Source organism: Flavobacterium sp., assembly GCF_024305175.1.
Taxonomy (GTDB): Bacteria; Bacteroidota; Bacteroidia; order Flavobacteriales; family Flavobacteriaceae; genus Flavobacterium.
Genome location: NZ_JAMWYY010000003.1, coordinates 105,070 through 116,628 on the forward strand (window position 1 = coordinate 105,070; position 11,559 = coordinate 116,628).

General features: G+C 47.1%; 9 protein-coding genes. 6 read left to right on the forward strand and 3 right to left on the reverse strand.

The annotated features are described in order from the left end of the window. Positions 1-9 precede the first annotated feature (9 nt). Positions 10-1,992, forward strand: a complete 1,983-nt coding sequence (gene mobC, locus Q0K96_RS01590; protein ID WP_297332257.1) for a conjugal transfer protein MobC — start codon at positions 10-12, stop codon at positions 1,990-1,992. Positions 1,993-2,013: 21 nt separating this feature from the next. Further along, positions 2,014-2,997 carry a PDDEXK nuclease domain-containing protein gene (locus Q0K96_RS01595; protein ID WP_297332258.1) on the forward strand — a complete coding sequence of 328 codons (984 nt, stop codon included), beginning with the start codon at positions 2,014-2,016 and terminating at the stop codon, positions 2,995-2,997. Between the two features lie 4 nt (positions 2,998-3,001). On the opposite strand, the gene Q0K96_RS01600 is transcribed toward Q0K96_RS01595, so the two are convergent. Beyond that, on the reverse strand, positions 3,002-3,769 hold the full coding sequence (locus Q0K96_RS01600; protein WP_297332259.1) for a LexA family transcriptional regulator: 768 nt from the start codon (positions 3,767-3,769) through the stop codon (positions 3,002-3,004). 107 nt (positions 3,770-3,876) lie between these two features. Here Q0K96_RS01600 and Q0K96_RS01605 point away from each other — a divergent pair, with 107 nt between their 5' ends. The 4 genes from Q0K96_RS01605 (at position 3,877) to Q0K96_RS01620 (ending at position 9,979) form a co-directional block, all read left to right on the forward strand. Beyond that, on the forward strand, positions 3,877-4,611 hold the full coding sequence (locus Q0K96_RS01605; RefSeq protein WP_297332260.1) for a hypothetical protein: 735 nt from the start codon (positions 3,877-3,879) through the stop codon (positions 4,609-4,611). Next, positions 4,611-6,101 (forward strand): DNA polymerase Y family protein, encoded by a 1,491-nt coding sequence (locus Q0K96_RS01610; RefSeq protein WP_297332261.1) that lies wholly within the window; start codon positions 4,611-4,613, stop codon positions 6,099-6,101. The genes Q0K96_RS01605 and Q0K96_RS01610 overlap by 1 nt, the downstream gene beginning before the upstream one ends. Next, the gene (locus tag Q0K96_RS01615; protein ID WP_297332262.1) at positions 6,098-9,274 is read left to right on the forward strand and encodes an error-prone DNA polymerase; all 3,177 of its coding nucleotides are present in this window, start codon (positions 6,098-6,100) and stop codon (positions 9,272-9,274) included. Before Q0K96_RS01610 ends, Q0K96_RS01615 begins: the two co-directional genes overlap by 4 nt. 132 nt (positions 9,275-9,406) lie before the next feature. Beyond that, positions 9,407-9,979, forward strand: a complete 573-nt coding sequence (locus Q0K96_RS01620; RefSeq protein WP_363317223.1) for an alpha-ketoglutarate-dependent dioxygenase AlkB — start codon at positions 9,407-9,409, stop codon at positions 9,977-9,979. A gap of 12 nt (positions 9,980-9,991) precedes the next feature. Here the strand turns inward: Q0K96_RS01620 and Q0K96_RS01625 are convergent, their stop codons facing one another. Continuing rightward, positions 9,992-11,038, reverse strand: a complete 1,047-nt coding sequence (locus tag Q0K96_RS01625; RefSeq protein WP_297332264.1) for a hypothetical protein — start codon at positions 11,036-11,038, stop codon at positions 9,992-9,994. Between the two features lie 7 nt (positions 11,039-11,045). Beyond that, positions 11,046-11,459, reverse strand: a complete 414-nt coding sequence (locus tag Q0K96_RS01630) for a hypothetical protein (protein WP_297332265.1) — start codon at positions 11,457-11,459, stop codon at positions 11,046-11,048. Positions 11,460-11,559 lie beyond the last annotated feature (100 nt).

Sequence of the window (11,559 nt, forward strand, 5' to 3'; positions counted from 1 at the left end):
AACAATGTTATGAATACAGGTGAAAATGAACAGGCGTTGCGGAAGATACTGGATATGACAAGGCTGATAAGCCTGCTTATGCTCTTTCTGCATTTCTACTATGAATGTTACGCTTTTTTTAGGTATTTGGGACTAACTACAGGTTTTACCGACAAGATAGTATCAAACATTATCGCGACGGGATTATACACAGCTTTTTACAAGCCAAAGCTTATTGCTTTAGGTTTTTTAATTATCTCATTGCTGGGTGCAAGGGGACGAAAAGACGAAACCCTTACAACCGGGCATGCTGTTCGCAGTATAGGCGCCGGTCTTGCTTTATACGTCGGCTCTGCTGCAATTATGTATGCTGGCTTTACGATGTTAGCCACGACATCACTGTATATGGCAAGCTGTACATCCGGCTATTTGCTGATGCTCTCAGGCGGTACAAAACTTTCCCGTATTATACGTAAAAAACTGGATGATAAGGATATTTTCAACGCCCTTAATGAGACGTTTCCCCAAGAAGAGCGATTGCTTGAAAATGAATATTCTATCAACCTTCCTGCCAAGTACCGGCTAAAGGATAAGCAAAGGGCGAGTTGGATAAACATCATCAATCCTTTCAGGGCATTGATGGTACTGGGAACACCCGGGGCTGGCAAGTCCTATTTCGTAATCAGGCATGTAATCACTCAACATATCGCCAAGGGGTTTACCATGTTTGTCTATGATTTTAAATTTGATGACTTGTCCCGTATTGCCTATAATTCATGGTTAAGGCACAAGGATAAATATGCTGTGCCGACGAAATTCTATATAATCAACTTCGATGACCTCAGCCGTTCACACCGTTGCAATCCGCTTGAGCCTACCGCGATGACAGACATAACCGATGCAGCGGAATCAGCACGTACTATCCTAATGGGCCTTAACCGTGAGTGGATTAAGAAGCAGGGTGATTTTTTTGTTGAGTCTCCCATCAATTTCCTTACCGCGGTGATATGGTACCTTAGGAAATACAAAGACGGTGAGTTCTGCACTCTGCCCCATGTGCTTGAACTGATGCAGGTGGAATACGACAACCTGTTCACGCTGTTGCGCACCGAAAAGGAAATTGAGGTGCTAATCAACCCTTTTGTGAATGCCTACCTCAACGATGTGATGGAACAGCTTGAGGGGCAGATTGCATCGGCGAAGATTGCAATGGCAAGGCTCTCGTCACCACAACTCTACTATGTGCTTTCGGGGAATGACTTTACACTGGATATCAACAACCCCGATGACCCTAAGATTGTCTGCATGGGCAACAACCCGCAAAAGATACAGATATATGGTGCAGTATTGTCATTGTATGTGACCCGGCTGGTCAAGCAGGTGAACAAAAAAGGGAAACTCAAAAGCAGCCTTGTCTTTGATGAGTTCCCGACCATTTATCTCAACAACATGGACAGCCTCATCGCTACGGCCCGGAGCAATAAAGTTGCTACATGCTTGGGCATACAGGACTTCAGCCAGCTTCGGAAGGACTATGGCAGGGAACAGGCGGATGTCATTATGAACATTACAGGAAACATTATCGCTGGCCAGGTAACCGGTGATACTGCCAAGCAGCTTTCCGAGCGTTTTGGCAAAATCATGCAGGATCGGGAAAGTCTCTCTATCAACAGCAATGATACTTCCATTAGCCGCTCAAAACAGCTGGAGTCGGCCATCCCTCCTTCCAAGATTGCATCCCTAAGCTCGGGTGAATTTGTAGGCATGGTCGCGGACGACCCGCTGTGCAGGATTGACCTGAAGACCTTCCATGGCGAGATACTGAATGACCATGAAGCCATTAAAAAAGAGGAAGCGGCTTATCGTGAAATAGAGCCAGTGCGGAAAATAGACCAACAGGCCGTGCAGCGGAATTATGAGCAGGTGAAGCAGGATATCCAGGAAATCATTCAGTCTGAAATGGAGCGCTTGTTGGGGGATCCCGCGCTGGCGCATCTGGTAGTACGCAAGTAAGAATAGTAAATATTATTGATCATGATACAAAAACAATTTGAAGAAGTTGCCCAACTGATAACGGCTGCACGCAATCAGGCTGTTAAGGCTGTCAACAGGTCGATGATTGACCTTTATTGGAATATTGGGCAGTATATCGATATCAGGATCGAAAGCGCCGATTGGGGGCAGTCCGTAGTAGAGGATTTAGCTGCCTGGCTGCAGCTCACCCACCCCGGCCTGAAAGGATTTTCAGGTTCGAACCTTTGGAGGATGAGGCAGTTTTTCACGACATACAGGGATTTTCCAAATCTCGCACCCTTGGTGCGAGAAATTAGCTGGACACATAACCTTGCCATATTCTCACGCTGTAAAACTCCTGAAGAGCGCGAATTTTATGCACGCCTTTCGAAAGAGGAGCGATATAGTAAGCGTGAGCTGGAAAGACAGATATCTTCAGGGCTTTTTGAAAGGACGATGTTAGGGAATGTAAAACTCGCACCGGTGGTGCGAGAATCTCACCCTGACATTATCAATGCCTTTCGTGACAGTTATATATTTGATTTTCTGAACCTGAAGGAGAATTTTGATGAGAGCGACCTGCAACAGGGATTAGTCCGCCAAATGAAGGAATTTATCTTAGAATTAGGCAAGGACTTCTTATTTTTTGGGGAGCAATACAAACTGCAGGTCGGCGTTAGCGATTTCTTTATTGATCTGCTTTTCTACCACAGGAGCCTGCAGTGCCTTGTAGCTTTTGAGCTCAAAGCTGACAAGTTCAGGCCCGAACATTTAGGCCAGCTTAATTTTTACCTTGAGGCCCTGGACAGGGATGTAAAGAAGGAGCATGAGAATCCCAGTATTGGTATCCTGCTCTGTAAAGACAAAGACAATGAAGTGGTTGAATACTCACTCAGCCGAAGCCTCTCTCCTACCATGGTTGCAGAATACAGGACAAAGCTGCCTGATAAGAAATTATTGCAGGAGAAGATGCAGCAGATATTCAGTGCTGATGATATCAGCTAACAGCTCATGGCCTGATTTGCTTTAATGCCTTCACGTCTTTTTGAATATTTACAAGCAGGTCACGGATGCTTTGCGGCTCCAGGTCGTCCGGTTCATATTCCTTTGTAGCAATACTGCAGGTATACTCCCAAATTTCCAAAACATCGGAAGCCTTGACCTTATAAGGGTCATAAAAGGCATTATCTGAAATGAGCGTCAGGCTGTTCCTGCCATTTTTATTAAGGCGCTTATAGACGATGCCTTCGTTTTTGGTCAGCAGGATATACGTCTTTCCGTCCCGTACCTCGCCCAGGCTTTCTACATAGCGGCCGATAATAAAAGACCCTTCCTTATGAGGAGGCATAGAGTCTCCAGATACGGGGAATGCACGGAATTTTCCATTCCTTAAGAACGGCAGGGCGATATGCTGCAGGCCTTCAATGAACTCAGGGTCGCTATAACCGGTGAGGTAGCCGGCCCTTGCCTTATGCGGGATGATCTCAATGGTATTTTCCCCCTTCGCATCTACCGTGATGGGCAGCAGTATGCGGTTCTCCTCAAGCCTGATCACGCCATCCATGTCAATTTTTCGTAGGTCAACCCCCAGTAGCAGGTCAATGCTGACATGGAAATAATGCGCTATGCGCTTCAGGATGTCATACGGGGCTTCCGAAGTCCCGGACTCATACTTAACATACCTCGCACGCGTAATTAGAAGCTCATCTGCGAGTTTTTCCTGAGAAATGGCTTTTTGAAGCCTTAAGTACCTAATGTTGTCGGAAAAGAGAGACATAAGCGAAATTGTTACTATTTAGAACAGCAAATATATCTTTTTTTGTTACAATCTGGTCTAATTTTGTTATTTCATATTATCGTCATCACGATATTTCAAATCTAAAAGTGAAAACCGCAGCTGAAAAAATAGAGATAGCAAAGCAACTTCAGGCTGAAATCAATGCGTTACAGGGCTTAGGGAAAGTTACCCTTGAGCCGGTAAACATTGGCCTCGCCCCTTTTGCTGCTGCCTTTCCGGGAAACTCATTCCCAACGGGCACTGTCCATGAATTCGTCAGCTATGAGGCGCCTGATGCAGCCTCTACAAATGGCTTCATTACTGCCATCATCGGTAATTTGATCAGGGATGGCGGCCTTTGCCTTTGGATTACAGGTGATAAAAAGATATTCCCTTATGGTTTAAAGCATTTCGGTCTGAAGCCGGACCAGATAGTATTTATTAATGCCTCAAGTCCAAAAGAAGCGCTCTGGATTATTGAGGAAGCACTCAAATGCGAGGCGCTGACCGCTGTGATAGGTGAAGTAAAAGAATTAGGGTTTACAGATTCCAGGCGGCTGCAGCTGGCAGTAGAGCGAAGCGGCGTCACCGGATTTATACATCGCCATTGCCCGCGCTCGGAAAATGCCGTAGCCTGTACCACGCGTTGGAAGATAAGCCCGTTACCTGGCTGTACGGAAAGTGACCTGCCCGGTGTTGGACATACCAGTTGGGATATCCAACTGCTGAAAGTCCGCAACGGCAGGCCATATACGTGGCAGATGGGCTGGCTGGGTAACAGTTTTACCCCGCTTGCAGTAAAAGAGATAATTGCACTACACAACGAGCGCCATACAGGATAATGCCGCGGTTTGCTTCCATATCGTTTCCTTTTCTGCTCACGGAATTCGCAATCCGAAAGCAGCCCGGATTAACTGGGCAGCCTTTCGTTTTAGCCTCACGCCAGCGTGGAAAGATGGTCATTGACGCAGTCAGTGAAACAGCTGCAAAAAAAGGGATACACCCCGGGATGGTACTGGCGGATTGCAAAGCGATCTTCCCGGAACTGGAAATGCTGGAAACGGAACCGGGCAAGGGTGAAAAGCTTTTGCAGGCCTTGGCAGAATGGAGCATCATGTATACGCCATGCGTTTCCGTTGACCTGCCTGATGGGCTGATCTTAGATAGTACCGGCTGTACGCACCTTTGGGGTGGCGAACAGGCATACCTCGAGCATATAAGGACTAAGCTTGGAGATTACGGCTACACTGTGCAGGTAGCTATTGCAGATACCATCGCTTCAGCATGGGCAGTGGCACGATTCGGTAATACTGCTATCATACCCCCTGGAGGGCAATGTAATGCTATCCGGGGTTTACCCCCTGCAGCACTCCGGCTGGAGACGACAACCTTAGCAAGGCTAAAAAAATTAGGCATGCGGCAGATCGGCACTTTTATGGATATGCCCCCTTCGGTATTGCGAAGGCGCTTTGGCCCCGAACTGCCTAAGAGGATTGCTCAGGCATCCGGACAGGAAATAGAATGGATAAACCCGGTAAGGCCGGTCGAACCCTATCAGGAAAGGCTTTCGAGCATGGAGCCTATTGCCTCGGCTACAGGAATAGTTATTGCCTTACAGCGGCTACTGGAAACACTTTGCCTGAGGCTGGAAACCGAAGGGATGGGATTGCGCCGCGCTGTCTTTAAGGCGTTGCGTGTGGACGGTGTATTACAGCAGATAGAAATCGGTACTGGGCATCCATCCCGGAATACCCATCACCTATTCAGGCTTTTTGAGCATAAGATTGCTACGCTGGAGCCCGCGCTTGGCTTTGAAGTGTTTGTACTGGAAGCCCAAAAAGCTGAAAAAGTTACCGATGAGCAGGCGGCCATTTGGAATGCAGCTTCACAAAATGACCTCAAGGTAGCCGAACTGCTTGACCGTGTAACCGCAAAAATGGGCCAAAATGCCGTGAACCGCTATTTGCCAGCTGAGCACCATTGGCCGGAGAGGTCCGTAAAACAGGCTTTACCATTATGGGAAAAGCCCACTGCTGAATGGCGCACTGACCTGCCCCGCCCCGTTCATCTGTTATTACGCCCGGAGGCTATCGAAGTGACTGCCGTAATGCCTGATTACCCGCCGATGCTATTTCGTCACAAAGGGAAATTGTACAAAGTAGGCAAAGCGGACGGGCCGGAACGTATCGAGCAGGAATGGTGGCTCTCGGATGGGCTCTATAGGGATTATTACATTGTTGAAGATGAACATGGGGCAAGATACTGGCTGTTCCGGTCAGGCCCTTATGACGGGGAACAGCCTAAATGGTTTATACACGGATTTTTTGCATGAGTTACACTGAATTACATATCACGAGCAATTTCAGCTTCCTGCGCGGGGGCTCGCATCCCCATGAGCTTGTGGAGCAGGCTGCTGCACTGGGATATACCGACATTGCCATTACTGACCATAATACCCTGGCCGGCATAGTGCGTGCCCATGTAGCGGCTAAGAAGGCCGGCATACGGCTGATTATCGGCTGCAGGCTTGACTTGCTCGACGGGCCGCCGCTGCTTGCCTATCCGACGGACAAAGAGGCGTATGCAAGGCTTTCCGGCTTGCTTTCCACTGGTAATTTGCGCACGGAAAAAGGCCAGTGCCTTCTTTACAAGGCAGATGTATATGCCTCTTCTAAAGGGATAAAATTTATCGCAATACCACCGCTGTCATTAAATGAAGCGTTTGATTTTGACGATGGTTATAAAGCAGCTCTTAGGGAATACCGCACTGAATTGGGAACATCGCTTTACCTGGGCATCAGCCGCTCTTACCAGGCCAATGACAATAAGCGCATGTATCGCCTTAACCAATTGTCTGGTACGCTGGGGATTAAGCTTACAGCCACCAACGATGTGCATTACCATATTCCCGAGCGAAGGCAATTGCAGGATGTACTGACCTGTATCCGGGAAAAGTGCACGATACACGATGCAGGATTCCGCCTGTACCAAAACGCCGAGCGTTACCTTAAGCCCGCCGATGAGATGCAGCGTCTCTTCCGCCAATACCCTGAAGCTTTAGTTGCTGCCCGGGAAATAGCTGATGCGTGCCAATTCTCCCTTGATAGCCTCACTTATATCTATCCCGAAGAAATAACTTCCGGGGGAAGGACACCGCAGGAAGAGCTTGTGATGCTTACTTGGGAGGGTGCCAATGAAAAGTTTGGCGGGAATATCCCTGAAAAGATTGCCGAGACCATCCGCTACGAGCTGGAGTTCATGGAGCGGAAAAACTATGCTTCCTACTTCCTGACAGTATACGACTTTGTACGCTTTGCCAGGAGCCGTGACATTTTATGCCAGGGCCGCGGGTCGGCAGCCAACTCTGTAGTATGCTACTGCCTTGGCATCACTTCGGTTGACCCCTCCAAATTCAAGGTGCTTTTTGCCCGCTTTATGTCGGATGCCCGGAATGAGCCGCCGGATATTGATGTCGACTTCGAGCACGAGCGCCGTGAGGAAGTCATCCAGTATATCTACGACAAGTATGGGCGTGACCGTGCTGCAATCGTGGCTACAGTGACCCAGGTACACTGGCGGGGCGCTATCCGTGATGTAGCCAAGGCAATGGGATTATCGACTGATGCCGTTGACAGGCTTGCGGCATCAATACAGGAATTCCGCGATGAGCTTGACCAGGGGCGCATCACCTCTGAAGGCTTTAACCTTGCCGATCCGCACCTGTTGAAGACCTTGGAGCTCACACGGGAGTTTGTCGGGTTTCCGAGGCAGCTCGGCCAGCATACCGGCGGATTTGTGATAACCAGGGATAAGCTTTCAGATTTATGCCCGATACTCAACGCACGTATGGAGGACCGGATCAACATCGAGTGGAACAAGGATGATATCGAAGCGCTTGGTTTTTTGAAGGTCGATGTACTGGCATTGGGTATGCTGACCTGCATCCGCAAGGCATTCGACCTGTGCAGGCAGCACTATGGAAAAGCCTATACCCTGGCTAACATCCCACAGGATGACCCTGCGGTTTACGAGATGATAAGCCATGCCGATACGTTGGGTGTCTTCCAGATCGAAAGCCGCGCACAGATGTCCATGCTTCCCAGGCTTAAGCCAAAATGCTTTTACGATTTGGTCATAGAAGTGGCTATCGTTAGGCCGGGACCGATCCAGGGTGATATGGTGCACCCGTACCTGAGGCGGCGTAACGGGATTGACCCTGTAGAATATCCTTCAGAAGAGCTTCGGGAAATCTTAGGGCGTACCCTTGGCGTACCGCTGTTCCAGGAACAGGCCATGGAGATTGCCATTGTAGCGGCAGGCTTCACTCCCGCTGAAGCGGATGGGTTAAGACGCAGCATGGCTACCTTCAAGGCCAAAGGGAAAGTAAGTGATTGGGAAATAAAGCTTGTGGCCGGTATGGTGGCTAAAGGCTACCGGGAAGATTTTGCCAAAAGGGTATTCCGGCAGCTGGAAGGTTTCGGCTCGTATGGGTTTCCGGAAAGCCATGCGGCTAGTTTTGCCCTGCTGGTATATGTATCATCATATATCAAGTGTTATTATCCGGATGTATTTGCCGCGGCATTGCTCAACAGCATGCCGATGGGCTTTTACCAGCCTGCCCAAATCGTCATTGATGCACAGAAGCATGGCGTGAAAGTGAAACCTGTAGATATCAACCATTCCCATTGGGATAACACACTTGAGAAAAGATCAGGAAGCTACTTTGCACTGCGGCTTGGTTTTCGTCAGATAAAAGGATTGCCTGTTGATGATGTACAGTTATTGATGGCGGCGCGGCATAAGGCATTTCCCTATGTGCATTCGCTGCTGGATGCGGGAGTGTCGATGCCAGCCTTGGAAAAACTTGCCGATGCGGATGCCTTCCGCTCAATTGGGTTGGACCGAAGGCAGGCACTTTGGGAGGTATCCTCCCTGTCGGATAGCCCTGTCGGCATGTTTGAAGGCCAGCCTTCCGAAAGTGTTGGTGAGGTGCAGCTTGAACTGCCGCTATTGACGGATGCTGAGCATGTCGTTGAGGATTATGCTTCTTTAGGCTTATCCTTAAAAGCCCACCCGGTGAGCTTTGTGCGTCCGCAACTCCACAGTCTACGCGTAGTCCCCACGGCCCATTTGGCTAAGATGACTAACGGGGATTCGGTGGCTGTAGCCGGCCTGATTACCGTAAGGCAAAGGCCGGGGACCGCGAAAGGCGTGATTTTTGTTACGATTGAGGATGAAACCGGATTTGCAAACCTTGTGGTATGGGGTACTGTATTCGAGAAATACCGCAGGGATATCGTACAGGCCCGCTTGCTTATGGTACAGGGCAAAGTGCAGATAGAAGGCGAGGTCATCCACGTGATTGCCAATTCCTGTTACAATCTTTCTTCTCTGCTCAAGAATATGACCGATGTCCCCCATACGGAATCGGCTCTGTCTATCCTATCGCGCTCGGATGAGAAGGATCCTGAAGAAGTGTTCCATAAGGGACGGAATTTCAGGTAAATACCAGCTTTAAATTTGCTGTTATAATTGTAAAATGCTTAATGAAGAAATATGTTGCTATTTGATGAAAGTGATCTGTTTACCTCAGGCCATAGGACACACAAGAGTTTTGATCTGCCGGATTTAGGGCTGATGCTACATGAAGGCTTTATACCTAAAGACGAAGCAGATCAGTACTATGAGCGTTTGCTTCGAACAACGCCCTGGCGGGAGTACCAAATGCCTATGTATGATAAGGTAGTCACTGCCCCCCGTATGGTCGCCTGGTATGGAGCTGCTGAAGAGGCTGGTGAAAGCGCCCTGACCTGGACACCTGACCTGTTGGAGTTAAGGCGCAGGGTTGAAAGGGAGACAGGGCTGGAATTTAATGCCGTACTACTAAATCTATACCGAAACGGTAATGACAGTGTCGCATGGCACTCTGATAGAGAACACCTGATCGGGCAAAACCCTAATATCGCTTCGGTAACTTTTGGGCAGACAAGGCCTTTCCGATTACGGCATAAAGTGGATAAGTCACTACAGCAACTGGAAATCCCGTTGCATCACGGCACATTGCTGCTGATGCATGGTACGACAAATACCTATTGGGAGCACCATATTCCAAAGTCTGCGAAACAAATGCTGCCCAGGATCAATCTTACTTTCAGGCGAATTATAACATCGATCAGCGATGCCTTTAACTATTCCCTGATAATGTTTTGAGTGCAAAACCAGCTAACTCTTGTTAGCTAAAGTCAGGTTATATTGCAGAAACGGTCCTAAGCCAATCTGATTTTCATTTACCGAAGAATATTTCTTTATAGGCACACCGATCCTGAACTGGTTCGACGGAGTAATTTTTACATCAAGAAAAGGTGTGATAATATACTGTTCTTCTATATCATTTTCAAAAAAAGCCTCCTCACCATCCGCTTTGGTATACTCAAATGAAACACCTACAATAATTGAAGGAATAAAAAAACTTTTAATATAGTCGGCATTGTTAAGTAAGCTCTCATCGCTTTGAAGATAAAAAGCCCTATAGCTCAAAGAAGCGTTGCATCCATAATAATTTACTAGTTTCTGGTCTTCGACAGCAGATTTGCGCTTGTGCTGATAAGCCAGGCCTGCTGAAAACATCCAGTCCTGATTGGCTGAATATAATGCATCTGCAGATATGCTATGGCCCTTAAGTGAATATTTATTGGTCACTAACCCGTTCTCGTCTTTGACTTCATCTCCTCCCAGAATACCAAATAAGGAAATATTATAGCCTACAGAAAAAGAGAATGCATTTTTTGCAAGCGATTTGAAATAATTCACCCGGTCGTTATTGCTTTCCCTTAATTTACCTTCGAGATAAATTTTATACTCCGAATCGGTTTCTCCATCATTCTGCTCCCGGATTGCTACCCTTTTCGGCATAGCTGCAAATGCATCTGATACACGGGTAGTCCATTTGTTATATGGATTGGTATTGTCAAAGCCGTAAGCAGCACCGAATGTTGAGATCTCATCTTTTTGGGTCAGATTGATCCTGATATCGCTGACATAATTTGCCTTCGGAATCAATTTGAACGGGGAGAATACTACCTTTTGGAGGCTGTTATCTTTCGAATATTTCAAATTAGCTGAAATAAGATCAAATCCTCCAAAACTAATATCATCAAACAATTCAGGTTTCGGCGTTATACCCGACATAGTACTGAACGATGAGGAGGGCGTTTGTGCCAACCCGTGAAGGCTAGTGGCTGCTATAAGAAAGAAATAGAGTTTTTTCATAATCATCTTACTTTATAGTTACGTTCATTAGAATTTTCCACCTTTCCCCATTAGTTAATGCCTTGAGACCGGATAAAGGATCACGCATCAGGACAGTGCCTGGGTTATTTTGTACTAACATAGCAACAGCCTGCGGTATATCGTAAAAAGCTTCGATTTCACAACTTACAGATATAGAAGTTCCTGGATCAAAGTTACCAATTGGAAAAAGTTCATTTCCTGATGTGCTGTTGAAAGTATGTGTAATTGCACTATTCCATGTACCTCCTTTGACCTTCCAATTGATTTTATGGAATTTGATAGGCCCGCCCTGGCTCCATTTAACGGAAAAGGCTACGGCCCTTTTATTTAGAGCTTCAAGCAACTCATCTTCAAAAGCTTCCGATGCTACGTTGATACGATGAAAATAATTGTTTAACATAAGATTCAGGTTAAAGATTAATAAATACACATAATTTACTTTACTAAATTAAAGTACATTGCCATCAAAAAAATCCCCATTAATGGGGATTTTTTTATTC